At 71.1% G+C, this 23,419-nt stretch carries 25 protein-coding genes; 14 read left to right on the top strand and 11 right to left on the bottom strand.

Going from position 1 to position 23,419, the window contains the following annotated elements; genetic code table 11:
* Positions 1-34 precede the first annotated feature (34 nt).
* From ABZ714_RS02170 to ABZ714_RS02180, 3 genes are read left to right on the top strand one after another with little or no spacing between them, the layout of a single operon-like run.
* A complete protein-coding gene (locus tag ABZ714_RS02170; protein ID WP_358823193.1) occupies positions 35-1,312 on the top strand; it encodes a serine hydrolase domain-containing protein in 1,278 nt (425 codons plus the stop codon).
* Entirely contained in the window at positions 1,309-2,658 is a 1,350-nt protein-coding gene (locus ABZ714_RS02175) for a serine hydrolase domain-containing protein (RefSeq protein WP_358823194.1), read from the top strand. The genes ABZ714_RS02170 and ABZ714_RS02175 overlap by 4 nt, the downstream gene beginning before the upstream one ends.
* Complete coding sequence (locus ABZ714_RS02180) at positions 2,655-3,848, top strand: serine hydrolase domain-containing protein (protein ID WP_358823195.1); 1,194 nt, start codon at positions 2,655-2,657, stop codon at positions 3,846-3,848. Before ABZ714_RS02175 ends, ABZ714_RS02180 begins: the two co-directional genes overlap by 4 nt.
* 103 nt (positions 3,849-3,951) lie before the next feature.
* On the opposite strand, the gene ABZ714_RS02185 is transcribed toward ABZ714_RS02180, so the two are convergent.
* The 7 genes from ABZ714_RS02185 to ABZ714_RS02215 form a co-directional block, all read right to left on the bottom strand.
* Positions 3,952-5,295, bottom strand: coding sequence for an MFS transporter (locus ABZ714_RS02185; RefSeq protein ID WP_358823196.1), 1,344 nt, complete (start codon positions 5,293-5,295; stop codon positions 3,952-3,954).
* The gene (locus ABZ714_RS02190; RefSeq protein ID WP_358823197.1) at positions 5,292-5,780 is read right to left on the bottom strand and encodes a MarR family transcriptional regulator; all 489 of its coding nucleotides are present in this window, start codon (positions 5,778-5,780) and stop codon (positions 5,292-5,294) included. Before ABZ714_RS02190 ends, ABZ714_RS02185 begins: the two co-directional genes overlap by 4 nt.
* 93 nt (positions 5,781-5,873) lie before the next feature.
* Complete coding sequence (locus ABZ714_RS02195; RefSeq protein WP_358823198.1) at positions 5,874-6,551, bottom strand: hypothetical protein; 678 nt, start codon at positions 6,549-6,551, stop codon at positions 5,874-5,876.
* Positions 6,552-6,656: 105 nt separating this feature from the next.
* Positions 6,657-6,983, bottom strand: coding sequence for a hypothetical protein (locus ABZ714_RS02200; RefSeq protein WP_358823199.1), 327 nt, complete (start codon positions 6,981-6,983; stop codon positions 6,657-6,659).
* 14 nt (positions 6,984-6,997) lie between these two features.
* Positions 6,998-7,591, bottom strand: a complete 594-nt coding sequence (locus tag ABZ714_RS02205; RefSeq protein ID WP_358823200.1) for a hypothetical protein — start codon at positions 7,589-7,591, stop codon at positions 6,998-7,000.
* A gap of 35 nt (positions 7,592-7,626) precedes the next feature.
* The gene (locus ABZ714_RS02210) at positions 7,627-7,809 is read right to left on the bottom strand and encodes a hypothetical protein (RefSeq protein WP_358823201.1); all 183 of its coding nucleotides are present in this window, start codon (positions 7,807-7,809) and stop codon (positions 7,627-7,629) included.
* Positions 7,806-8,270 (bottom strand): ATP-binding protein, encoded by a 465-nt coding sequence (locus ABZ714_RS02215; RefSeq protein WP_358823202.1) that lies wholly within the window; start codon positions 8,268-8,270, stop codon positions 7,806-7,808. Before ABZ714_RS02215 ends, ABZ714_RS02210 begins: the two co-directional genes overlap by 4 nt.
* 305 nt (positions 8,271-8,575) lie before the next feature.
* Here ABZ714_RS02215 and ABZ714_RS02220 point away from each other — a divergent pair, with 305 nt between their 5' ends.
* Together ABZ714_RS02220 and ABZ714_RS02225 are read left to right on the top strand one after the other, a co-directional pair.
* Positions 8,576-9,445: a helix-turn-helix transcriptional regulator gene (locus tag ABZ714_RS02220; RefSeq protein WP_358823203.1), complete on the top strand. Its 870-nt coding sequence runs from the start codon at positions 8,576-8,578 to the stop codon at positions 9,443-9,445.
* The gene (locus ABZ714_RS02225) at positions 9,436-9,660 is read left to right on the top strand and encodes a DUF397 domain-containing protein (protein ID WP_358823204.1); all 225 of its coding nucleotides are present in this window, start codon (positions 9,436-9,438) and stop codon (positions 9,658-9,660) included. Before ABZ714_RS02220 ends, ABZ714_RS02225 begins: the two co-directional genes overlap by 10 nt.
* Before the next feature lie 107 nt (positions 9,661-9,767).
* Here ABZ714_RS02225 and ABZ714_RS02230 read toward each other — a convergent pair whose 3' ends face one another.
* The gene (locus tag ABZ714_RS02230) at positions 9,768-9,968 is read right to left on the bottom strand and encodes a hypothetical protein (protein ID WP_358823205.1); all 201 of its coding nucleotides are present in this window, start codon (positions 9,966-9,968) and stop codon (positions 9,768-9,770) included.
* Positions 9,969-10,257: 289 nt separating this feature from the next.
* On the opposite strand from ABZ714_RS02230, the gene ABZ714_RS02235 reads away from it, so the two are divergent.
* The 9 genes from ABZ714_RS02235 to pstB all read left to right on the top strand — a co-directional run bounded on the left by ABZ714_RS02235 (position 10,258) and on the right by pstB (position 20,874).
* Positions 10,258-10,530 (top strand): hypothetical protein, encoded by a 273-nt coding sequence (locus tag ABZ714_RS02235; protein WP_358823206.1) that lies wholly within the window; start codon positions 10,258-10,260, stop codon positions 10,528-10,530.
* Between the two features lie 116 nt (positions 10,531-10,646).
* Positions 10,647-11,594 (top strand): mycothiol synthase, encoded by a 948-nt coding sequence (mshD, locus tag ABZ714_RS02240; protein WP_358823207.1) that lies wholly within the window; start codon positions 10,647-10,649, stop codon positions 11,592-11,594.
* 385 nt (positions 11,595-11,979) lie between these two features.
* Complete coding sequence (locus ABZ714_RS02245) at positions 11,980-14,208, top strand: RNA degradosome polyphosphate kinase (protein ID WP_358823208.1); 2,229 nt, start codon at positions 11,980-11,982, stop codon at positions 14,206-14,208.
* 295 nt (positions 14,209-14,503) lie between these two features.
* Positions 14,504-15,520, top strand: coding sequence for a CHAD domain-containing protein (locus tag ABZ714_RS02250; RefSeq protein WP_358823245.1), 1,017 nt, complete (start codon positions 14,504-14,506; stop codon positions 15,518-15,520).
* A gap of 107 nt (positions 15,521-15,627) precedes the next feature.
* Positions 15,628-16,026 carry an NUDIX hydrolase gene (locus ABZ714_RS02255; protein ID WP_358823246.1) on the top strand — a complete coding sequence of 133 codons (399 nt, stop codon included), beginning with the start codon at positions 15,628-15,630 and terminating at the stop codon, positions 16,024-16,026.
* Positions 16,027-16,619: 593 nt separating this feature from the next.
* On the top strand, positions 16,620-17,750 hold the full coding sequence (pstS, locus tag ABZ714_RS02260; RefSeq protein WP_358823209.1) for a phosphate ABC transporter substrate-binding protein PstS: 1,131 nt from the start codon (positions 16,620-16,622) through the stop codon (positions 17,748-17,750).
* Between the two features lie 231 nt (positions 17,751-17,981).
* Positions 17,982-18,992, top strand: a complete 1,011-nt coding sequence (gene pstC, locus ABZ714_RS02265; RefSeq protein ID WP_358823210.1) for a phosphate ABC transporter permease subunit PstC — start codon at positions 17,982-17,984, stop codon at positions 18,990-18,992.
* Complete coding sequence (pstA, locus tag ABZ714_RS02270; RefSeq protein ID WP_358823211.1) at positions 18,989-20,068, top strand: phosphate ABC transporter permease PstA; 1,080 nt, start codon at positions 18,989-18,991, stop codon at positions 20,066-20,068. Before pstC ends, pstA begins: the two co-directional genes overlap by 4 nt.
* Before the next feature lie 29 nt (positions 20,069-20,097).
* Positions 20,098-20,874 carry a phosphate ABC transporter ATP-binding protein PstB gene (gene pstB / locus ABZ714_RS02275; RefSeq protein ID WP_358823212.1) on the top strand — a complete coding sequence of 259 codons (777 nt, stop codon included), beginning with the start codon at positions 20,098-20,100 and terminating at the stop codon, positions 20,872-20,874.
* A gap of 186 nt (positions 20,875-21,060) precedes the next feature.
* Here the strand turns inward: pstB and ABZ714_RS02280 are convergent, their stop codons facing one another.
* The 3 genes from ABZ714_RS02280 to ABZ714_RS02290 all read right to left on the bottom strand — a co-directional run bounded on the left by ABZ714_RS02280 (position 21,061) and on the right by ABZ714_RS02290 (position 23,232).
* On the bottom strand, positions 21,061-21,501 hold the full coding sequence (locus ABZ714_RS02280; RefSeq protein ID WP_358823213.1) for a hypothetical protein: 441 nt from the start codon (positions 21,499-21,501) through the stop codon (positions 21,061-21,063).
* A 103-nt stretch (positions 21,502-21,604) separates the two neighbouring features.
* Positions 21,605-22,606 carry an inorganic phosphate transporter gene (locus tag ABZ714_RS02285; protein WP_358823214.1) on the bottom strand — a complete coding sequence of 334 codons (1,002 nt, stop codon included), beginning with the start codon at positions 22,604-22,606 and terminating at the stop codon, positions 21,605-21,607.
* Positions 22,607-22,611: 5 nt separating this feature from the next.
* Positions 22,612-23,232, bottom strand: coding sequence for a DUF47 family protein (locus ABZ714_RS02290; RefSeq protein WP_358823215.1), 621 nt, complete (start codon positions 23,230-23,232; stop codon positions 22,612-22,614).
* Positions 23,233-23,419: the final 187 nt, after the last annotated feature.

Below are 23,419 nucleotides of genomic sequence, written 5' to 3' on the forward strand. Positions count from 1 at the left end.
GGCCGTGCCCTGTACGGAAGGAAACCGACCGATCATGACCACGACCATCGCCAGAAGACGCCGTACGGCCGCGATCGCCCTCGTCACCGGAGCACTCGCGGCCACCGCCCTGGCCGCCGCCCCCGCCCAGGCCGGACCCGCCACCACCGGTACGACAAGCGGAAGCAGCACCGGCGCCGGTACGACAAACGCCACCGACCGCGCCGCCACCCGGACCGCCCTGGCGAGCATCGTCGCGAACGGCCACCCGGGAGTCACCGCCACCGCCACCGACGCGAACGGGGTGTGGAAGCACGCCACGGGCACCGGGAATCTGCGCACCGGCAAGAAGCGGGGCGAGAACGACCGGTACCGGATCGCCTCCATCACCAAGACCTTCGTCGCCACGGTCCTGCTCCAGATGGAGGCCGAGGGCAAGCTCGACCTGGACGACACCGTCGAGAAATGGCTGCCGGGCGCCGTACAGGGCCATGGCCACGACGGCCGGAAGATCACCGTCCGCCAGCTCCTCAACCACACCAGCGGGGTCTACGACTATCTCGCCGACGCCGACTACCGGGCCAAGTACCTCTCCGTGCCCGGCTTCGCCAAGCACCGGTACGACTATCGGAGCCCCTGGGCGGCCGTACGGTCCGCGATGAAGAACCCGCCCACCCACCAGCCGGGCGCCGGGCACACGTACTCCAACACCAACTACGTCCTGGCGGGCCTGATCATCGAGAAGGCGGGCGGCCGGACGTACGAGAAGGAGCTGCGCGACCGGATCTTCAAGCCGCTGAAGCTCCGGGCCACCAGCAGCCCCGGTGACAGCAGTCTGATGCCGCGCCCCAGCAGCCGGGCGTACAGCTATCTCGCCGAGGAGCCGACGGGCGCGCTCATCGACGCCACCGTGCAGAACGCCTCCCAGTCCTGGGGCGACGGCGAGATGATCTCCGACGGCGCCGACCTCAACCGCTTCCTCGGCGCCCTGCTCCAGGGCAAGCTGCTGCCGCCGGAGCAGCTCAAGGCGATGAAGACCATCGTCCCGGACCCGGAGTGGCCCGGCTCGGGCTACGGACTGGGCCTGGCGGCCTTCCCCACGAGCTGCGGCAAGACCGTCTGGGGCCACAGCGGCGGCTGGATCGGCTCGACGTCACTCGCGGTCGCCACCGAGGACGGCCGCCACGCGCTGTCGTACAACAGCAACGGCGACTGGAACACCCCGGCGTTCTACGCCCCGGTCGAGGCCGAGTTCTGCGGTACGACCCCGAAGCCCGCCGCCGCCGGGGCTCCCGACAAGAGCGCCGCCCTACGGACCGGAGACCGGTCATGACCTCCACCCCCGCACCCCGGCCCCGGCGCCGTACGGCCTCCATAGCCCTGGTCACCGGAGCACTCGCGGCCACCGCCCTGGCCGCCGCCCCCGCCCAGGCGACCGCCGGGAGCGCCACCACCGGCACCACCGCCGCCGGTACGACAAACGGGGCCGGCACCGGCACCGGCACCGGTACGACAAACGCCACCGACCGGCCCGCCACCCGGGCCGCCCTGACGAAGATCGTCACGGACGGACTGCCCGGAGTGACGGCCACCGCCCAGGACGCCAATGGCGTCTGGCGGGCCGGGATCGGCCTCGGCGATCTGAGGACCGGCGAGAAGCGGGGCGAGAAGGACCGCTTCCGGATCGCCTCCATCACCAAGACCTTCGTCGCCACGGTCCTGCTCCAACTGGAGGCGGAGGGCAGGCTCGACCTGGACGACACCGTCGAGAAGTGGCTCCCCGGCCTGGTCCACGGCGAGGGCCACGACGGCCGGAAGATCACCGTCCGCCAACTCCTCAACCACACCAGCGGGATCTTCGACTATCTCGGCGACCCGGAGTTCAACTCCGGATACGCCGCCGGTCAGGGATTCCTGAAGAACCGCCACGCCTCGCACGAACCGGAGGAGCTGGTCGGTTACGCGATGCGCAATCCGCCCACCCAGCAGCCGGGCGGCGTCCATCAGTACTCCAACACCAACTACGTCCTCGCGGCGCTGATCATCGAGGCGGTGGCCGGTGAGGCGTACGAGGACGAGATCCGGGAACGGATCATCGAGCCGCTGGGGCTGCGCGCCACCCTCAACCCCGGTGACCGGAGCACCCGGCCTGAGCCCGGCAGCCGGGCCTACAGCACGCTGACGCATCTGCCGGGACCCCGGATCTACGACATCACCAGCTCCAACGCCAGCTCCGTCTGGGGCGCCGGGGACATGATCTCCGACGCCGCCGATCTCAACCGGTTCTTCCGGGCCCTGCTCCAGGGTGGGCTGCTGCCCCCGGAGCAGCTCAAGGCGATGAAGACCCCCGCCCCGAACCCCATGGAGATCGGCTATGGCTACGGCCTCGGCCTGGAGCAGTACACGACGAGCTGCGGCACGGCCGTCTGGGGCCACACCGGCGGCTGGAAGGGGTCGCTGACGATGTCCATGCACGGTGAGGACGGCCGCCGCTCCCTCACCTTCAACACCAACGGCGACTGGCGGTTCGACGGTCTGATGCCGCCGGTCGAAGCGGAGTTCTGCGGTACGGCCCCGAAGGCGGCGGCCGATACGGGGGCCGATACGGGAGCCACCGAGCCGCCCCCGGCCCTCAGGACGCCGCTCGCCGACCGGGTCGCGAGGGCGGTCGGCTCATGAGAACGGCTCCGCGCCGATGGCGTACGGCGGTGATCGCCGTGGTCACCGGCGCGACGGCGGCCACCGCCCTGGCGGCGGCCCCGGCCGGGGCCGAGCCGCGCCCGGCGGCCGACCGCGCCCCCCACACCGCGACCCGGATCGCGATGGAACAGGCGGTGGTCGCGGGCGGGCCGCCAGGGATCACGGCGGCGGCCGTCGACGGGCACGGCCTGTGGCGGCACGCGGCCGGGACCGGCGATCTGCGGACCGGCCGGGAGCGGGGCGCGGACGACCGGTTCCGGACCGCCTCCCTCACCAAGACCTTCACCGCGACCGTGCTCCTCCAACTGGAGGCCGAAGGCGAACTGGACCTGGACGACACGGTCGAGAAGTGGCTGCCCGGTGTGGTGCGCGGCAACGGGCACGACGGCCGCCGGGTCACCGTCCGCCAGCTCCTCAACCACACCAGCCGGATCTTCAACCACCTGGAGGACCCGGAGTTCCACACCCGGTACGGCGGCGGCGAGGGCTTCCTGGCGAACCGGTACGACTATCTGGCTCCGATGACCCTGGTCGGCTATGCGCTGCGCAACGCGCCGTACGACATTCCGGCCGGGACACCCCGGTACTCCAACACCAACTACGTCCTCGCGGCGCTGATCATCGAGAAGGTGAGCGGGACGTCGTACGAGCGGCAGATCCGGGAGCGGATCATCGAGCCGCTGGAGCTGGACGCCACCTCCAACCCGGGTCCGAGGACCAGCGTTCCGAAGCCCAGTGCCAGGAACTACTCCACCCTCACCGACGCGCAGCCGGGACCGGTCCACGACGTCACCGCGATGAACGGCTCCCAGGCGTGGGGCGGCGGAGACGTGATCTCCGACGCGGCCGATCTCAACCGCTTCCTGCGGGCCCTGCTCCAGGGCAGATTGCTGCCGCCGGAGCAGCTCAAGGCGATGAAGACGCTGGTACGGGACCCCGGCGGTACGGGGCCCGGCTACGGGCTCGGCCTGGAGACGTTCACCACGAGCTGCGGCACGACGCTCTGGGGACACGGCGGCCGGCTGCGCGGCAATATCGCGCGGATGGTCGCCACCGAGGACGGGCGGCACTCCCTCGCGTACCACGTCAACGCCGACTGGGGCCGGGACAAGCCGCGCCGGCTGCTGGACGCCGAGTTCTGCGGTACGGCCCCGGAGGCGGCGGCCTAGAAAGCGCCTCCGGAGACGGCGGCCCCGGCCGCCGGGCGGGCACCCGTGAACTGACACCGTCACGGGCGCGGGCCCGGTACGGCCCGTCGGCTCCCCCCGGTCCTCAGGGGGAGCCGACGGGCTCGGGGCCGGACTTGCCCTCGCCGGCGGCCTCGCCGGCGACCTCGGCGTCGCCCGGGATCCGCTCGCCCGGTCCCGGCCCGGCCGGTCCCGGCAGGCGGTACTCCCGGAGCGGCCGGTTGGCCACCGCGACCAGGGCGATCACCAGCACCGCCGAGAGCCCGCCGGTGACCAGGGAGAACGACGCGGAGGTGGCCGATGCCACCGCCCCGCCCCGGAAGTTTCCGAGTTCGGGACCGGCGACGCCGATGACGTGCTCCATCGAGGAGACCCGGCCCCGGTAGGCGTCGGGGGTCTCCAGTTGCAGTACCGAGCTGCGGCTGATGACCGAGGTGGTGTCGGCGGCCCCGGCGACGGCCAGACAGCCGAGGGCCAGCCACAGCGGCCCGGCGAGTCCGAATCCGGCCAGGGCGAGTCCCCATACCCCGGCCGCGAGCAGTTGGGTCCGACCGGCGCGGCGGCCCCGGGTGACCGTGCCGGAGAGCAGCCCGGCCGTGACCCCGCCGGCCGCCACGGCCGACAGGAAGAGGCCGAGGGTCCGTGGATCGCCCCCGAACCGGGCCTCGTTGACCAGCGGGAAAAGCGCGATCGGCATGGCGAGCAGGGTCGCGGCCAGGTCGGTGGCGAGGCAGCCCCAGAGCGTCGGCCTGCGCAGGACGATCCCCCAGCCGCCGGGCTCGGCCCGCCGTCGGCCGCCCGCCGCCGCGACGCCCTCCGGCCGCATCGCGGGCAGCCGGATCAGGGCGAGCGCCGCGACGGCGACGGCCGCGGCCTGGACGGCGTAGGCGGCGGGGAAGCCGCCCTGCGCGATGATCAGCCCGGCCGCCGCGGGCCCGGCCAGCATCGCCGTCTGGAACGAGATGTTGTTGAGCGCCAGCCCGGCCGGGACCTGGTCCGCGGGCAGCAGCCGGACGGCGAAGGTACGCCGGGCGGGGGCGCCGAGCGCGCCGCAGGCGGCCGAGAGGGCGATCAGGGCGAAGAGCACCGGCACGCTGCGGTTGTCCGCGAGCGCCTGGGCGCACAGCCCGGCGGCGGCGAGGAGTTGCCCGACGGTGGTGGCCCGTACCACCGCCCGGCGGTCGACCGAATCGGCCAGCACCCCGCCGAGCAGCCCGAACACCACCATCGGCAGCCCGGTGGCGAGCCCGATGGCCCCGGTGCCCAGCGGGCTGCGGGTCAGCTCCCACACCTGGGCGAGTACGGCCACATTGGCGATCTGGCCGCCGAGCTGGGAGGCGGTCAGTCCGATCACCACGTCGCGGAACGGGCGGCTGGTCCGCAGGGGCCGGAGGTCGACGAACCGTACGCCCCCGCTCTTGCCGCTCATTGCGGCGGCTCCACGAGATGGTCGAGGACCCGGCGCCGCATGGGCCGCCGGGCCAGTGCCCGCCGTACGTCGGCGACGACGGCGGTCATCGCGTAGGGGGTCTCCCGGTCCAGCTCGGCGACGGTGGCGTGGGTGGCCCGCCACTCGGCCTCCAGGAGCGGCACCAGGGACCGGCCGTACTCGGTGAGGGCGATCCGCCGGGTCCGGGCGTCGGGCCCCGGCTCGGAGCTGACCAGCCCCTCCTTGCGCATGGCGGCGACGGTCTGGCTGATCGCCGAGTGCGAGCGGTTCAGGGACTCCGCCAGTTCGCGGATGGTGAGCGGCCCGGTATGCGCGAGCCGGATCAGCGGATAGGCGAACCGGGGCCGTACGCCCTGGATGCCGTGCTCGGTGTAGACCTGCTCGATCTCGGCGTCCATGGCGGCCAGCAGCTCGTGCAGGGCGTGCCAGGGGTCGGGCAGTTCGGTGGGATCGGGAACTGTCACAGCGCTAATATAACAGCGCTGTGAGATTTACTTCCGGTCATAAGAATGACCCGCCCCCTGCATGGGTCAGGGGGCGGGTCACCAGTCGGCCGGTCAGCCCAGCGGCTGCCCTCGGCGCACCACGCGCAGGGTCGACATCAGCTCGTCCGCCAGGGTCGTCACCTTCTCGGTCTGCGCCATATTGCGCCAGGTGAAGGAGGCGAGCGCCAGACTGCGGACGCCCGGCGGGAGCACCGCGTACGTCAGGGACCCGGTGTCGTGCCGGACCAGGCCGAGGAGCTGCCGGGTCCGGACCTGGGAACGGACCCGTACGGCGGGCCCGGCGGGCAGATCGGGATACGTCACTTCGGGCGTTCCCGCGGTACCGCCGCCGGCCCAGTCCAGCAGCAGCGTCCTGGCCTCGTCGAGCCCGGGTCGCGGCGGATCCGGGTCGTCCGCGGCGTCACCGTCGGCGATACCCGGCTCCTGCTGATCGAGATAGATGTCGATCACGAAGTCGGCGAGGGCCTCGCCGGTGCCTGTATAGAAGGCGGCGGCCATCACGGGCGCTTCGGCGTTCAACGCCATCGCCCGGTCGGCCACATCGTCGAAGAGCACCTGCTCCTCGATCCTCAGCCCGCGCGGCCCGTAGAGTTCCACGGCCCGCCTGGCCAGCGCCTCCGCCTCGGTGCGGACACCCGTCGTGAGTGTCAGGTCGACCCATCCGGGGCCGAGCCCGACCCAGCACACGAGATCTTCGACCGGGGGAGCATGTTCGTCCTGTGCGGTCACTCTCCCTGTCCTACCAGAGGGGGGAGCGCGCTGTCCGTGGTTACGCGATTAAGGCTTGGCGGGGTAAACGGTTCCGTGGGGGTTCGGCGGGATATCGCCACTGGCTCAAAACCGGAGCAGAGCGACGCGTCGCCCCGCGACCGCGATCTGCCAACCGTCCCCGGTCGTACGGTCGGCACAGTGGAGGGCCCCGGTGAACGAGTGCCCGGGGAACCGGGCGACGGCGGCCCGGACCTGACCGAGCAGCCCGTACGTCTCCCCGCGCCTGGCCACCAGCCGGGCCGCCGAGCCGGATTCGTCGTACCGGAGCACGAGATCGCAGCCGTACGGCGGGGCTTCGGGAACACCGGGACCGTACGGAGTGACGGCGGCCGACTCCGGGGGGAGCGGGGGCTCGATGTCGTAGCCGCCGGTGACATGGGTGGTGCGCAAGGTTCTCCTCCGGATCACTGAGCGGTTTCGGCGGCCAGGTCGACCACGGCACACCCCATCAGCCGGGTCACGGCGAGATCGGCGAGCAGCCAGGGCAGCCGGGGGTCCTCGTGGGGCAGTTGTACGGGCTCCCCGGCGGGCCGGAGGGCCGGGGTGTGCAGGACGCCCCGGTAGCCCCAGGGACGGGGATAGCGGACCCGTACCGCCGTATGCCCCCGCGCGAGGGCCGGGCACTGAGCGACGGCCAGCAGCGCGCACGGATCGGGACAGAGGGGCGGCCCGAGTACCAGCTCGTCCTCCGCCGGGCGGTCCGCCGCCCCGGGGAGCAGCCATAACAGCCCGCGCGGCGAGGGCGGCGGCCGGCGCCCGCAGACCTGGCAGAGCAGCAGATCGGCGGCGTGGTGCTGGCGGCGGGGGTCGACCTGGTCGTAGAGGGGCCGCCCACCGCCGCCCATGGAGCGCCGGGCCCGTCCCCGGCCGAGGAGTACACCGTCGTACGTCCGGTCGCGCACGCCCTCGTCCGCGTACGCGATCCCCCGCCCACCGGGCGCGAGAACCAGCGGCTCGGGCAGGGTCGGGCCCCCGGACCAGGGGGTTATCCAGGGCACGACGCGCCCCTGAAACCGGTCGAGTCGGGGCGGGTTCACCACCGGACCACCTCGATATCGCGGGCGTGGGACGCGCCGGTGTAGGCGTCGAGGATGTGCTCGGGGCAGACGACGACACCGGGCCGGACTTCGACATCGGCGGTGGTCTCCCGCCCGCAGACCCGGCAGGGCCGGTGCCGGGGCGGCGGCGGTTCGGCCAACAGGCTCTCCAGCCTCATGCGCCCGCCTCCGTGACGGCGATCCGACTCCACACGGTCCGCCCGTCGGCGCTGATCCCCCATGCCGCCGAGAGCGCGGCGACGATCAGGAGCCCGCGCCCGCTCTCGTCGTCGGGTCCGGCCCGGCGGTGAGCGGCGACGACCTGCTCCCGCCCGGTCACCTCGACGCACACGTCGCGCGTGGAGCGCGTCAGCCTGAGCCGCACCGGCCCCCGGCCGTGCCGGACCGCGTTGGTCACGAGTTCGGAGACGACCAGCTCGATGTCGTCGGCGGCCTCGGAGGCGAGACACCAGCGGCCGAGCCGGTCGCGGGAGAACACTCGCATCTCCCGGACGCTCAACTCGTTTGATTCACAGATGACTTCGCACGCCTCGCCGTCCGCCGGATCGGGTGCGGGCGGCATATCCCCGACCGCTCCGCCGGGCCACCACCGCACATGGTTCGGCCTGGTGAGTCCCATCGCCCTACCTCCGTCGGGAGTACGGGCCCGCGCGCGACGCGGGCCCTCGTGTGATGCGTCGCGGTTGTGCGCAGGTGAAGGCCGCACGCAAGGCATCTCGTCCAAACCGCCCAACTACCGTCCTGCATGTGCGATTTACTGTGCAAGCGGACTCTCGGAGGTACCGAAAATGGCACATGCCAGGACACCGGACAGAGGTCTCCCGGGAGGGAGACAGGGGGTGTCCGGACCCGGGACAGGGTCCGTTACGACACCTGACACAGGTCACGTTGAGCACCGACAGGACCGGGGAAAGGGTTAGGACAGTGGCAGCAAAACGTGGAGCGACATTCCGCCGCCGCGAGCTCGGCAAGGAGCTTCGAAAACTTCGGGAGGAGAAGGGGATGACACTGCAATCGGTGTCCGACGCCCTCGGCTTCTCGCATTCGAAGCTGGCCCGGGTCGAGGTGGGCGAGAACGACCTGCCGCGCGTCGCGGACTTGCAGCGGCTGATCGCGCATCTCGACCCGGAGATGAGCGAAGACGACCAAGAGACCCTGCTCCAACTGCACCGTGAGTCCCTGAGCAAGGAGCCGTGGACGCCCTACAAGGCTTATATGCCGTCGAAGATGCCGACGTTCCGAGGGCTGGAACAGGACGCAACAATGATGCGGGCCTGGCAGCCGTCCTTCGTCTACGGGCTGCTACAGACGGAGGGTTACGCGACGGCGCTCTACCAGATCGCCAAGCCGGTCGATGAGACCACGACCGAGTACATCGAACAGAACGTCCGGCTGCGGATGGAGCGGAAGGAGCTGATCACCCGCTCCGCGAGCCCGCTGAAGCTGCGGGTCGTCATGGACGAGGCGGCGGTCCGCCGGATCGTCGGCGGCTACGACATCATGCGCGACCAGTATCGGGAGATCGTGGAGCTGACGGAGCTGGACAACGTCACCGTCCAGATCCTTCCGCACGATGTGGTGACCTATCGAACGGAGAGCAACTTCACCCTCCTCGATTTCGCCGAAACCCTGGCCCCTGTGGTGCAAGCCGACATGTGGAACACCGTCAGCGTCACGGATGAACGACGTGAGGTTCTACGGAACGTCCGCCGTTTCGACGCGATGCGCGACAGCGCCCTGCCCCCGGCCCGAACGGCCGGTTTCCTGCAAGAACTCACACGAGAGTGGACCTAGCCATCAACGCCAACAGCACGGCCTCTCGGCCGACCTGGTTCAAGTCCTCCTACAGCAACGACTCAGGCGGCAACTGCGTCGAGGTCGCGGACCTCACCGGCCGTATCGGCATCCGCGACTCCAAAACCCCCGAAGGCCCGGCCCTCACCTTCACCCCGAACGCCTTCACCAACTTCCTGACCGCCACCAAGCGAACAGCTTTCGACCACCATTAATCCGCTGATCGCCCAAAACGGCCCGCCTCCCCCGGCCCATAACTGGGGGAGACGGGCCATCTCAGTCAGCCATACCCATCCGGACCCTCCGATATCGTCGATGCACCTCATTCCACGAAGACGTCGGGGAAGTCGAGATGGCGGGCACGGTCACCGGCATGGCCGCGTACATCAAGGCACGTATCGACCGGGGAACCCTGAAGCCGGGCGAGCTCCTGCCACCCACCGACGCCCTGACGCGGCAATTCGATCTGAGCGAGCGGGACATCGGCAGAGGGATCACCCTGCACGGCGAGACGATCGACCACAGGAGCAGCCTGCTCGTCCCGACTCCCCCCGACTGGGTCGCCGACCATCTCGGCCCCGGCGCCTGCGTCCACCGGACCCGTACCGTCAACCGAGGTGACCTCGTCCTCCAGTCGTCCCAGTCCTGGGTCCATCTCGCCGTCGCGGAGTTCGTCCCCGAGATCGAGCAGCCCCGGGCGCTCGCCCCCACCTGGCAGTCGGTCTACCAGGACCGCCGCGCGGCGCATCTCGGGCGACGAGCTGCTATTCGGTACGGGCTCGAACTCGTCCTGCTCGACATCGTCGTCTCTGATGTTGGGCGCGAAGTGCCAGGCCGCGGCCGACGCCACTTCCGGCGCCGCCGACGAGGCCCTGAACGCGATCAACGGGCGCCGAGGATTCACGACGCCCGATTCCGTCGCCAGCAAGCTCCAGGACGCGGTCCGGACCTACGAGAAGCTGGGCTGCGCCATGGGACCGACAGCGGCGAAGACGCGTACGGCCTGCCTGAAGCCGACCGCCACCATCGCGCAGGGCTTCCCGGATCTGCGGGACGGCGCCAATCTGAGGCCGGCCGGTCAGTAGGTCGTACGAATGACGGCGGCCCGTCGATTTATATGACCGGAAACGTCAGAGGCTGCGGCGACCCCCGCGACCGGCGTGCCCGTGGGAAACGGAACGCGCCGCCGTAGGCTTCCCCCATGACGACTGACGCAGTGATCCCGGAGCCCGGACGGCGGATCGAGAGCCTCGACGTCCTCACGGCCGACCAGGCCGAAGCCGTACTCGCCCTGCTCGAAGCCGCCACCGCGGCGGACGGGACGCAGGCCGTGTCCGAGCAGGGGCGGCTCCGGCTGCGCGGGGGGAAGCGGGAGGGCGTACGGCATCTGCTGCTCTCCACCGGTGGTGAACTCGTCGGCTACGCCCAGCTGGAGGACGTCGATCCGGTCGAGGCGCCCGCCGCCGAACTGGTCGTACATCCCTCCCACCGGGGGCGCGGGCACGGGCGGGCGCTGGGCAGCGCGCTGCTGGCCGCGTCGGGGAAGCGGCTGCGGGTCTGGGCGCACGGCGGGAAGTCCGCGGCCCGGCATCTGGCGCAGGTCCTCGGGCTCACCCTCTTCCGCGAGCTGCGGCAGATGCGCCGCCCGCTGGCCTCCCCCGACCATCCCACCGAGGTACCGGACGATCTGCCGGAGCCGATCCTGCCCGGCGGGGTCACCGTACGGACCTTCGTCCCCGGTACGGACGACGCGGCGTGGCTCGCGGTCAACGCCGCCGCCTTCGCCCACCACCCCGAGCAGGGGGCGCTGACCCAGCGCGACCTGGACGACCGGATGAACGAGCCGTGGTTCGACCCCCGGGGCTTCTTCCTCGCCGAGCGCGACGGGGAGATCGTCGGCTTCCACTGGACGAAGACGCACGCCGCCGAGCAGCTCGGGGAGGTCTATGTCGTCGGCGTCCGGCCCGACGCGCAGGGCCTCGGCCTCGGCAAGGTCCTCACCGCGGTCGGGCTGCGGCATCTGGCCGCCCAGGGGCTGCCGACGGCGATGCTGTACGTGGACGCCGACAACACGGCGGCCGTCCGGGTCTACGAGCGCCTCGGGTTCCGGACCCACGAGGTGGACCTGATGTACCGCACGGAGTCGTAGCCACCGGCGGCACGGCGAAGAGCCGTGGAGCGACCGGAGTCGTAGAAGTGTCAACCAAACCCGGGGGCGTACGGAGCCGTACGCCTACGGACACGTACCGCTCCCGGCCCCGGCCCGGGGGGCGCACCCCGGCGCGGCCCCGGGAAACACCCGGCCGCCGCGCGCCCCCGGGCACCCGAACGGCTCAGTCCCGCCGCTGTTCGATTCCCGGACGTCATGTGGTCTTCACCGGCCATTCAGACGGCGCTGGGACCCTCACCCAATGCAGCCATCCGTATCCGGCCCCGCCTTCGGTCCCTCCTCCGGGTCCGGCCCGGAGTCCGTACGAATGCCCGCAGCCCGGTCCGACGCGCCCATCTCGCGCCTGACGCGGAAGAATGGGTTCATGAGTCAGCAGCCTGCCGAGGCATCGGTCCAGCACCCCCAGCCGTCCGTCGGCTCCATCGCCGCCCACCGGCCCCACACCGTGGCCGCCACGGTGTCCGATCTGGAGCCCGATCTCGACGCCGACCTGGACTCGTACGAGGAAGACCACCACGGCAACGGCGCCGAGCTGCCCGCCGGCCGCTTCCTGGACCGGGAGCGCAGCTGGCTCGCCTTCAACGAGCGGGTACTGGAGCTGGCCGAGGACCCGGCGACCCCGCTGCTGGAGCGGGCGAACTTCCTCGCCATCTTCGCCTCCAACCTGGACGAGTTCTTCATGGTCCGGGTCGCCGGGCTCAAGCGGCGGATAGCGACCGGAGTCGCCACCCGCTCCGCCTCGGGACTCCAGCCGCGCGAGGTCCTCGATCTGATCTGGACCAGGTCGCGGGAGCTGATGGCCCGGCACGCCGCCTGCTACCAGCAGGACGTCTCCCCGGCCCTGGCCGAGGAGAACGTCCATCTGATCCGCTGGCCGGATCTGACCGAGAAGGAGCAGGCCGGTCTCTTCACCCTGTTCCGGCAGCGGATCTTCCCCGTACTGACGCCGCTCGCCGTCGACCCGGCGCACCCCTTCCCCTATATCTCCGGCCTCTCCCTCAACCTGGCCGTCGTGGTCCGCAACCCGGTCAGCGGCCACCGCCACTTCGCCCGGGTCAAGGTGCCGCCGCTGCTCAACCGCTTCCTGGAGGCGTCGCCGCAGCGGTACGTACCGCTGGAAGACGTGATCGCGGCCCATCTGGAGGAGCTGTTCCCCGGGATGGAGGTGCTGGCGCACCACATGTTCCGGGTCACCCGCAACGAGGACCTGGAAGTCGAGGAGGACGACGCCGAGAACCTGCTCCAGGCCCTGGAGAAGGAGCTGATGCGACGCCGGTTCGGGCCGCCCGTACGGCTGGAGGTGGAGGAGTCCATCGACCCGTACGTCCTCGACCTCCTGGTCCGCGAACTGAAGATCACCGACGCCGAGGTCTATCCGCTGCCCGGCCCGCTCGATCTGACCGGCCTCTTCGGGATAGCGGCCCTGGACCGGCCCGAGCTGAAGTACCCCAAGTTCATCGCGGGCACCCACCGCGACCTCGCCGAGGTCGAGTCGGCGTCCGCGCCGGACATCTTCATGGCGCTGCGGGAGCGGGACGTCCTGCTCCACCACCCGTACGACAGCTTCTCCACCTCCGTCCAGGCGTTCCTGGAACAGGCCGCGGCCGACCCGGACGTCCTCGCGATCAAGCAGACCCTGTACCGGACCTCCGGCGACTCGCCGATAGTCGACGCGCTGATCGACGCCGCCGAATCCGGCAAGCAGGTCCTCGTCCTGGTCGAGATCAAGGCCCGCTTCGACGAGCAGGCCAACATCAAATGGGCCCGCAAGCTGGAGGAGGCCGGCTGCCATGTCGTCTACGGCCTGGTCGGTCTGAAGACCCACTGCAAGCTGTCCCTGGTGGTCCGCCAGGAGGGCGATACGCTGCGCCGCTACTCGCATGTCGGCACCGGCAACTACCACCCCAAGACCGCCCGGCTCTACGAGGACCTCGGGCTGCTCACCGCCGACCCGCAGGTCGGCGCCGACCTCTCCGACCTGTTCAACCGGCTCTCCGGCTACTCCCGCCGGGAGACCTACCGCAGGCTGCTGGTCGCGCCCAAGTCGCTCCGCGACGGACTGGTCGCGCGGATCAACAAGGAGGCCGCGCACCACCGCGCGGGCCGCCCCGCCTATGTCCGGATCAAGGTCAACTCCATGGTCGACGAGGCGATCATCGACGCCTGCTACCGGGCGTCCATGGCCGGCGTCCCCGTCGACATCTGGGTCCGAGGCATCTGCGCCATCCGCCCCGGTGTCACCGGCATGTCCGAGAACATCCGGGTCCGTTCCGTACTCGGCCGGTTCCTGGAGCACTCCCGGGTCTTCGCCTTCGGCAACGGCGGCGAACCCGAAGTCTGGCTCGGCAGCGCCGACATGATGCACCGCAACCTCGACCGCAGGATCGAGGCGCTGGTCCGGGTGGTCGACCCGGCCCACCGCGCCGCCCTCACCCGGCTCCTGGAGACGGGTATGTCCGACACCATCACGTCCTGGCACCTCGGTCCGGACGGCTCCTGGACCCGGCACGCGACGGACGCCGACGGGCAGCCGCTGCGGAACGTCCAGGAGATGCTCATCGACGCGCGGAGGCGCCGGCGTGCACAACCCTGACCCGATCCCGTCCGGCCGCCCCGCCCGGTCCGGTCACCCCGGCCACCCCGGCCCGTCGGCGCCCGCGCGCCCCGGCGGGCCGCCGGGCGCGGTGGCGGTACGGGCCCCGGGCGGGGCCGTGGGCGCGGGACCGGTCCCGGTCCCGGAGGCCGTACGGGCCTTCGGCGGGGCGGCGGCCGTCCCCGCCGGAAGCGGCGCGGGCCCCACGGCGTACGGGGACCCACCGGCACCGGCTCCCGCCCCGGCCCCCGCTTACGGTGCCGACTCCCCCGCGGGCGACGCCCTCGCCGCGTATCTGCACGCCAGGGCCGCCGACTTCCTGCGCGGCCTGCGGCTGTACGAGGAGAGCCGGGCCACCGGCGCCGACGCCGAGGCCACCGAGCGGGCCGCCCGCGCGCTGCGGATGGCGTCCCGCCGGATCGGCGGCACCCTGCACACCTTCCGGCCGCTGCTCGACCCCGGCTGGGCCGACGGGCTCCGTACCGAACTCGCCTGGCTCGCCGAGACCCTGACCCGGGAACACGCCTGCGCCTCCCGGCTCGGCCGGCTGCTCGACGCCCTCGCCCGGCTCTCCGGTACGGCCCCGGGCACGGGCGCGATGCCCGGCGCCGTGCCCGTACCGCGTCACACCGCCCCCGGACCCGGAACCGCGTCCGGCCCCGCCGCAGGCCGTAGCGGCGCGCTCGCCGTCGGCACCGCCCGCGCCGGGGCCCTGCTGGAGCGGCGGCTCACCCTCGCGAAGACCAGGGCCCACTCCGCGACCCTCGACGCCCTCGGCTCGGCCCGCTTCCACGCCGTCGCCGACGCCGTCGCCCTGCTCGCCTCCGACCTCCCCCTCAGACCACCGGCCGCCGCCCGCGCCGGGGACGTCCTGCTGCCCGTCGCCGACGACGCCGAGCGGCGGCTCGTGGAGGCCGCCGCCGCCCTCCCGCTGGGCCGCGCGGGGCATCCGTACACCGAGGACACCCCGTTCACCGGGCTCCCCGCCGAAGCGGCCCAGGACGCGCCCTGGAACCGGGTCCGGCAACTGCTCCGGCTGCACCGCTACGCGCTGGAGGTACTGGAAGCCCTCCGGCCGGGCGCGGCACCCCCCGCCCTCGCCCGCGCGGGCGGCCTCCTCGACCGGCACCGCGACGCCGCCGAAGCGGCCGAGGCCGCCGCCGAAGCCGCCGGAACGCCCAGGATCGCCCCGGCGACCGCGTACGCGCTCGGTGTCCTCCACGCCGACCAGCGCCACGAGGTCGAGGCCGTCCGGTTCGCCTTCCAGGAGATCTGGCCCGGCTCCCTCGCGGTCCGGACGAGGATCCCGTGACCACGCCGCCGCCGGGCGCGCCCCCGGCACCCGAACCGGCACCCGAACCGGCCCCGGAGCCGGCCCGGCAGTCGGCCCCGGAGCCGGCCGACCCGACCGCGAAGCCGATCCTGGCCGGGGGCTGTGTCCTGTGGCGGGCCGCCCCCGACACCCCCGAGGGCCTGGAGATCTGCCTCGTACACCGGCCGAAATACGACGATTGGTCGCATCCGAAGGGGAAGCTCAAACGGGGCGAGACGGCGTACGCGGGCGCACTGCGGGAGACCCTGGAGGAGACCGGGATGGCGTGCGCGCCGGGGCCGTCGCTGCCCACGGTCCGCTACGTCGTGGAGGGGCGCCCCAAAGAGGTCCGCTACTGGGCCGCGGAGGCCGTCGGGGGCGTGTTCGCACCGAATGACGAGGTGGACGAGGTGGTCTGGCTGGCGCCCACGGCCGCCCGTGCCAGGCTCGGCCAGGAGCGGGACCGGGACCTGGTCACGGCCCTGCTGGCGGCGCTCGACGGCTGAGCCGACGGGCCGGGCGGCGCGCGGCCGGGCCCGGCAGGGGCCCGATGGGGCTTACCCAGAGGATCGGCGGGGGCTCGGCGGAAGCTCCCCCGGCGGCCCCGGCGGCGAGAACGCGCCCCGATGGCCCGAACGCGTGCCACTCGTACGGGTAACGGCGGCCACGGCACCCGCCTCCGCGCGCTAGGTTGCGGACGGCGGTGACAGCACCGGCGTACCACCGGTATCACCCCGCCCACCAGCCCGTTCATCAGTTCGTACGCCCATACTTCCGTTCGCCGACCGTCGGGTGAGGGCATCCCCCGCGGCCCGCCGTACCCGAAACCCCACTCCGTTTCCCCGCTCCCGTTCCCCCCCACCTTTCCCCCGTCCTCCCGCCCCGTTCCGCACCCTCCCGGCCCCCACGAACGCTGCCACCCAGCCGCCCGACACGGTTCACCTGCCGTTCATCCACCCCCTCGGGGCACTTCACCTGTTCTGCCTAATTTCGGCCCTACGTGGTGACCGGCACCGGGCCGGCTCCCCCCACCCCCGACCCACGCCGCCCGACGTCCCGGCACCCGGAACCCGGCGGCTTCTGGAAGGAACACCCGAAAGTGAAGCTTCAGCGCAAGAACGGGCTTCGCGCCACCGCACTCGGCGCCCTGGCCGTCACCGGGGCCCTGGTCCTCACGGCGTGCGGTTCGGACGACAACACGAACGGCACCGGCGACGGGGGCAAGACCTCCGCCGCGTCGAACATCAAGTGCGACGGCGCCAAGGGCAAGCTGCTGGCGTCCGGGTCCAGCGCGCAGAAGAACGCCATGGACCTGTGGGTCAAGAACTACATGGCCGCCTGCTCGGGCGTGGAGATCAACTACAAGTCGTCCTCCTCCGGTGAGGGCATCGTCGCCTTCACCCAGGGCACGGTCGGTTTCGCGGGCTCGGACTCGGCGCTGAAGCCCGACGAGGTCGCCGAGTCGAAGAAGATCTGCAAGTCCGGCCAGGGCATCAACCTGCCCATGGTCGGCGGCCCGATCGCGATCGGCTACAACCTTCCCGGGGTGGACGGGCTGACGCTGGACGCCGCCACCATCGCCAAGATCTTCAACAACAAGATCACCAAGTGGAACGACCCGGCGATCGCCGAGCTGAACAAGGGCAAGGACCTGCCGGACAAGGCGATCCAGGCGTTCCACCGCTCCGAGGACTCGGGCACCACGCAGAACCTGGGCAAGTACCTGGGCGCCACCGCCGAGGCCGACTGGCCGTACGAGGCCGAGAAGAAGTGGCCCGCCCCCGGCGGCCAGGCCGCCTCCGGCTCCTCCGGTGTCGCGGCCCAGGTCAAGCAGGTCGAGGGCGCGATCGGCTACTTCGAGCTGTCGTACGCGACCTCGCAGTCCATCCCCACGGTCGACATCAACACCGGTGCCGCCGCCCCGGTGAAGGCGACCTCGGAGAACGCGTCCAAGGCCATCGCCGCCGCGAAGGTCAAGGGCACCGGCAAGGACCTGGCCCTGGAGCTGGACTACGCCACCAAGGCCGACGGCGCCTACCCGATCGTCCTGGTCACCTACGAGGTCGTCTGCGACACCGGCAACAAGGGCGACACCCTCGACACGGTGAAGTCGTTCCTCACCTACACCGCGAGCGACGAGGGCCAGAAGGTCCTCTCGGACGCCGGTTACGCCCCGATCCCGGCCGAGATCAACGCGAAGGTCCGCGAGACGGTCGCCGGACTGAGCTGACGCCGGGACGGTACGGCGCCCGGGCCGCCGAGGCTCCCGCAGCGGCGCCCCCCGGCCCCCGGCCGCGGCCCCCACCGGGCCCGGCCGGGCCCGAACGGCGGGGCGGTCACGGCCGGCCGCCCCGCCTCCCGCCCGCCCCCGTACGCCTGCTCCACCCGCCCCGTCCGTCCGTCCGCCCATCCGGTGCACCGCCGCCAGGGGAGCCCATCCCCCACACAGACCGGAAAGACCATGGTTTCCACGACACCCATAGAACCACTGGACTCCCCGCCCCCCGGGGCGGCCACCGGCACGCTCGCCGCCCGCGGCGGGTCCACCGGCCGCGCGGGCGACAAGGTGTTCCTCGCCCTGTCGCGCGGCTCCGGCATCCTGCTGCTGGTGATCATGGGATCGATCGCCGCCTTCCTCACCTACCGCGCGGCGATCGCCTTCTCGGAGAACGAGGGGAACTTCCTCACCACCTTCGACTGGAACCCGGCGGGCGACCCGCCGGTCTTCGGCATCGCCGTCCTCCTCTTCGGCACCGTCGTCAGCTCGGTGATCGCGATGCTGATCGCCGTCCCCGTCGCCGTCGGCATCGCCCTCTTCATCTCGCACTACGCGCCCCGCAGGCTGGCCGCGCCGATCGCCTACGTGGTCGATCTGCTGGCCGCCGTGCCGTCGATCATCTACGGCATCTGGGGCGCCCTCTTCCTGGTCCCGTACCTGGAGGGGCTCAATCTCTGGCTGGACCAGTTCTTCGGCTGGACGTACGTCTTCGAGAAGACCGAGATCGGCGTCGCCCGCTCCCTCTTCACCGTGGGCATCCTGCTGGCGATCATGATCCTGCCGATCGTGACCAGCGTCAGCCGGGAGGTCTTCCTCCAGGTCCCGAAGATGCACGAGGAAGCCGCCCTGGCCCTCGGCGCCACCCGCTGGGAAGTCATCCGGATGTCGGTCCTGCCCTTCGGCCGCTCCGGCGTCATCTCCGCCTCCATGCTGGGCCTCGGCCGGGCCCTCGGCGAGACGATGGCCGTCGCGACCGTACTGTCGCCGAGCTTCCTGATCTCCGGACATCTGCTCAACCCCGGCGGCGGCACCTTCGCCCAGAACATCGCCGCCAAGTTCGACGAGGCCAACGAGCTGGGCCGGGACGCGCTGATCGCCTCCGGCCTGGTGCTCTTCCTCCTCACCCTGCTGGTCAACGGCGGCGCCCGAATGATCATCGCCCGCCGCAAGGAGTACTCGGGGGCCAACGCATGAGCCAGACAGTGACGAAGGACAGCGTCCCGGCGCCCGTCAGCGCCCCCGGATCCGGCGGACTCACCGGCCGCTCCCTGCCCCGCTGGGCGCCCCTCGGCTTCGCCGTCGCCGGTACCGCCCTCGGCTGCGGACTCGGCGCCGTCGCCGGCTGGCACAGCGAGGTCCAGTGGGGACTGCTGTCGGCGATCTTCTTCATGGCGATCTCGTACGCCGTCACCTCGGCGGTCGAGAACCGGCGGCAGGCCCGCGACAAGCTGGCCACCAGCATCGTCTGGGTCTGCTTCATCCTCGCCGTGGTGCCGCTGCTCTCCCTGATCTGGGTGACCGTCAGCCGGGGCGTCAAGGTCCTCGACGGCTACTTCCTCACCCACTCCATGGCCGGGGTCCCCGGCTTCGAGCCCGGCGGCGGCGTCTACCACGCCCTGGTCGGCACCCTCCAGCAGGTCGGCCTGGCCGCCCTGGTCTCGGTGCCGCTCGGCCTGCTCACCGCGATCTACCTGGTCGAGTACGGCAAGGGCGCCCTCGCCCGGGCCGTCACCTTCTTCGTCGACGTGATGACCGGCATCCCGTCGATCGTCGCGGGCCTCTTCCTGCTCTCCATCATGCTGATGTTCGAGCTGAGCCCGTCCGGTCTGATGGGCGCCCTGGCGCTGGCGATCCTGATGCTCCCCGTCGTGGTCCGGTCCACGGAGGAGATGCTGAAGCTGGTGCCGAACGAACTGCGCGAGGCGTCGCTGGCGCTCGGCGTACCGAAGTGGCGCACCATCATCAAGGTCGTCGTCCCCACCGCGCTCGGCGGCATCACCACCGGTGTGATGCTCGCCGTCGCCCGGATCGCCGGCGAGACCGCCCCGATCATGCTGCTGGTCTTCGGCAGCCAGCTGATCAACACCAACCCCTTCGAAGGCGCCCAGTCGTCGCTCCCCTTCTACATCTGGGAGCAGTACCGGGTCGGCAGTGAGGCGTCGTACGACCGCGCCTGGGCCGCCGCCCTGGTCCTGATCGCCTTCGTCATGCTCCTCAACCTGGTGGCCCGCGGCATCGCCCGCTGGAAGGCCCCGAAGACCGGCCGCTGAGCGCGGCGACTGGGAAGTGATCTGAACTCATGGCCAAGCGAATCGACATCAGCGGACTGACCGCCTACTACGGCACCCACAAGGCGATCGAGGACATCTCGATGACCGTGGAGCCCCGCTCGGTGACCGCCTTCATCGGCCCCTCCGGCTGCGGCAAGTCCACCTTTCTGCGCACCCTGAACCGGATGCACGAGGTGACCCCCGGCGGCCGGGTCGAGGGCAAGGTGCTGCTGGACGACGAGAATCTGTACGGGTCCTCCGTCGACCCCGTCGCCGTACGCCGCACCGTCGGCATGGTCTTCCAGCGGCCCAACCCCTTCCCGACCATGTCGATCTTCGACAATGTCGCGGCGGGCCTGCGGCTCAACGGCTCGTACAAGAAGAACGAGCTGGCGGAGGTCGTGGAGAAGTCGCTGCGCGGCGCGAACCTGTGGAACGAGGTCAAGGACCGGCTCAACAAGCCCGGCTCCGGCCTCTCCGGCGGTCAGCAGCAGCGGCTCTGCATCGCCCGCGCGATCGCGGTGGCACCGGACGTGCTGCTGATGGACGAGCCCTGCTCGGCGCTCGACCCGATCTCGACGCTGGCGATCGAGGACCTGATCGGCGAGCTGAAGGAACGGTTCACGATCGTCATCGTCACCCACAACATGCAGCAGGCGGCCCGGGTCTCGGACCGTACCGCCTTCTTCAACCTGGCGGCCGTCGGCCAGCCCGGGAAGCTGGTGGAGATCGACGACACCGAGCGGATCTTCTCCAACCCGTCCGTGCAGGCGACCGAGGACTACATCTCCGGCCGCTTCGGCTGAGCCGTACGGCTCCGGAACCGGCTCGGCGCCGCCACCGCCGTCACCAGCCGTCCTGCGGTGCTGCATGGCGGTGCCACCGCACGACGAAGGGCCCGCCCCTCCACTTCCCGGGGGGCGGGCCCGCCTTGTTGCCGTGGGCTGTTCGCGCGGGTGTCGTACGCGGCAGTCGGTACGGCTCCGGAGCGGTCAGCGACCGTCCGGATCGCGGCCGACCAGGTGGCCGAGCAGCTCGACGATCTGCGCCTGATTGCGGTCGAGCTTCTGCTCGATACCGCCGAGACGGTTCCCGAACTCGTCCAAGCGGATCTCCACCCGGTCCAGGCGGTTCCCGAACTCGTCCAAGCGGATCTCCACCCGGTCCAGGCGATTCCCGAACTCGTCCAGGCGGTTCCCGAACTCGTCGAAGCGGGTCTCCAGCCTGTCCAGGCGGTTCCCGAACTCGTCCAGTCTGGTGTCGACCTTGGCGAACCCGTCCCGCATCTCGCGGCGAAGGGCGGCCTGGCCCTCGATGACGGCCGCGAAGTTGCCGTTGGTCTGGATCTGAAGCGTCTCGACTCTGTCCTCGACGGCCTCGACGCGACGCGTCAAAGCGTCGACCTCGCCCCGGACGACGGAGTTGTCGGGCATACGCCCTCCTGCACGATCATGGAATAAAGCGGTCATCGCACTTCAACGATAGCGGCCCGGCCGGCTCCGCAACCGGCCTGTGGAAACCGCCCCCCCGAAAGAGTCAGGCGAAGGCCAGCCAGATGATCGCGTAGCTGCCCGCCGCGACCGCCGCCGCCGCGGGCATGGTGATGAACCAGCCCAGAACGATGTTCTTGGCGACGCCCCAGCGGACCGCGTTGACCCGTTTCGTGGCGCCCACGCCCATGATGGCGGAGGTGATCACATGGGTGGTGGAGATCGGCGCGTGGAAGAGGAACGCCGAGCCGAACATGATGGACGCGCCGGTGCTCTCGGCGGCGAAACCCTGCGGCGGATCCAGTTCGATGATCTTGCGGCCGAGGGTGCGCATGATCCGCCAGCCGCCCGCGTACGTACCGAGCGACAGCATCACCGCACAGGCGATCCGCACCCAGACCGGGATCTCGTCGCCGGACTGCTGTACATCGGCGATGACCAGCGCCATCACCACGATCCCCATGGTCTTCTGGGCGTCCTGGAGGCCGTGGCCCAGCGCCATCGCCGCGGCGGAGACCGTCTGTGCGATCCGGAAGCCGCGCCGCGCCTTGTTGGGATTGGCCCGCCGGAACATCCACATGATCGCGACCATCACCAGATAGCCCGCGATCAGACCGACGAACGGGGAGACGAACATCGGGATGATGATCTTCTCCAGCACCCCGGACCAGATCACCTCCGTACCGCCCGCGAGAGCCGCGCCGACCATCCCGCCGAACAGGGCGTGCGAGGACGACGACGGCAGACCGAAGTACCAGGTGACCAGGTTCCAGACGATCGCGCCGAGCAGGGCCGCGAAGAGGATGCCCATCCCCTTGCCGCCGGACGGCGGGGTCTCGATGATGCCCTCGCTCACCGTCTTCGCGACGCTCTGGCCGAGAAACGCCCCCGCCAGATTCATCAGCGCCGCCATCACCAGCGCGACGCGCGGGGTCAGGGCCCGGGTGGAGACGGAGGTCGCGATCGCGTTGGCGGAGTCGTGAAAGCCGTTGGTATAGGTGAAGCCGAGCGCGACACCGATGGTCACGACCAGGGCGAAGGTGTCCACGAAGGTCAGGACTCCTTGACCGCGATGGTCTCCACGGTGTTGGCGACGTGCTCGAAGGCGTCCGCTGCTTCCTCCAGCACATCCACGATCTGCTTGAGCTTGAGCACCTCGATGGCGTCGTACTTGCCGTTGAAGAGGGTGGCCAGCAGTTTGCGGTGGATCTGGTCCGCCTGGTTCTCCAGCCGGTTGACCTCGATCCAGTATTCGGTCAGATTGTCCAGGGTCCGCAGATGCGGCATCGCCTCGGCGGTCAACTCGGCCGCCCGGGCCAGTACCTCGATCTGCTGCTCGACGCCCTTGGGCAATTCCTCGATCTGATAGAGGACGACGAGGTCGACGGCCTCTTCCATGAAGTCCATGATGTCGTCGAGGGACGACGCGAGAGCGTAGATGTCCTGGCGGTCGAAAGGCGTGATGAACGAGGAGTTGAGCTGGTGGAAAATGGCATGGGTGGCATCGTCGCCCGCGTGTTCCGCGGCCCGCATCCGCTCCGCGATCTCGCTCCGCGAGGAAGCGTCGGCCCCGAGCAGTTCCATCAGGAGCTTGGAGCCCGTGACGATGTTGTCCGCGGAGGCCGCGAACATGTCGTAGAAGCTCGTCTCCCTGGGGGTCAGACGAAATCGCACGTGGGGTCCCTGGGGTGCTTTGGATTCGGACAGGCTGATGCTAGGCGCATTCATCCGGCCACGGCCAACCGGCATTCCTCAGTGTCGCCGATGGGGTGCCTTGATCAGCACGGGCCCGGCACCGGAGGTTTTGCGACGATGTCGGCGGGGCGCCTTCGGGGCGGGACGGCGATCCGCCCCGTGATCA

It is taken from the genome of Streptomyces sp. NPDC006798 (assembly GCF_040635975.1).
GTDB lineage: Bacteria > Actinomycetota > Actinomycetes > Streptomycetales > Streptomycetaceae > Streptomyces.